Origin of the sequence: Plantactinospora solaniradicis (assembly GCF_042658085.1) — a bacterium.
Taxonomy (GTDB): domain Bacteria; phylum Actinomycetota; class Actinomycetes; order Mycobacteriales; family Micromonosporaceae; genus Plantactinospora; species Plantactinospora solaniradicis.
The window spans coordinates 1-1,229 of record NZ_JBHSPR010000158.1 but is presented as its reverse complement, the minus strand read 5'-3'; the positions used below and the strand labels follow the sequence as shown (position 1 = coordinate 1,229).

Below are 1,229 nucleotides of genomic sequence, written 5' to 3'. Positions count from 1 at the left end.
CAGGATGCTGATGAGCCGGACGACGCCGGAGGTGGGGCGGACGCAAGAGGAGATCCGCCGGCACAATCTTGGCGCCCTGCTCCGACATGTGCACCTGGGCGGTCCGGTCTCCCGCACGGTGCTGGCCGAGCGGATGGGCCTGAACCGCAGCACCATCATGGCGCTGACCGCGGAACTCACCTCGGCGGGCTTGGTCCGTGAGGAACTACCCAAGGACACCGGCAAGGCGGGACGGCCGTCGTTGGTGGTCCGACCCGAATCCCACCGGGTATACGTACTGGCCTTCGACGTCGCGGTGGACCGGCTGGTCGCCGCCCGGGTAGGGCTCGGCGGGACGGTACTGGACCGCAGGGAGGCGGTCCGGACGCGCGCTGGGGCGGACCTGGACTACGTGGTCGGGGTACTCGCCGGGTTCGGCCGCCAACTGCATAACGCGGCCCGCCCAGATTCGGTGTGCGTCGGAGCCGGTGCGTCCTACTGTGGCATGATCCGGCCCGCGGACGGGATGGTCCGTTTCGGACCGGACATGGGCTGGGTGGATCAGGCGTTCGGCGCCGAGCTCGGCCGTGGGCTGGGTCTCGGCCTGCCGGTGTCGGTGGGCAACGAGGCCCACTTGGGTGCGCTGGCCGAGTACGAGCGCGGCGCAGGCGTTGGCTTTCAAAATCTGATCTATCTGCACGGGGATGTCGGCGTGGGTGGCGGGATCATCGTCGGCGGAAAGCTACTCGACGGCGACGGCGGGTACGGCTGCGAGCTGGGGCACATGCTGGTGAATCCGTACAACGGGCGGCCCTGCGGGTGCGGCTCGCGCGGCTGCCTGGAGGCGGAGGTCGGCGAGCGGGCCCTGCTCGACGCCGCCAACCGGCCCGCCGAACTGATCGGCCGCGATGCCGTCCGGGAGGTGGTGAACGCCGCTGATGGCGGCGATGTCCTGGCCCTGGACGCGTTGCAGCGGATCGGCGACTGGCTCGGCATTGGGGTGGCGAACCTGATCAACCTCTTCAACCCCGGTCTGGTGATCTTCGGAGGGATGCTGCGCGACATGTATCCGGGCGCGGCGGCCCAGGTCCGCGTCCGTCTGAGCTCCAACGTGCTGGCGGTGTCCCGGGAGAGAGTACGACTGCGTACCTCGGCCCTCGGTGACGACGCCACCCTGATCGGCGCAGCCGAACTCGCCTTCTCCGACCTACTGGACAACCCCTTGGAAGCGCTTACCCGTGGCGCCAACA

Annotated in this window: 1 protein-coding gene; it reads left to right on the top strand. The window is 69.5% G+C overall.

Annotated features, from left to right (window positions below):
* Positions 1-10: 10 nt before the first annotated feature.
* The coding region (locus ACFP2T_RS48030) for an ROK family transcriptional regulator (protein ID WP_377434819.1) at positions 11-1,229 on the top strand (1,219 nt) is incomplete at its 3' end.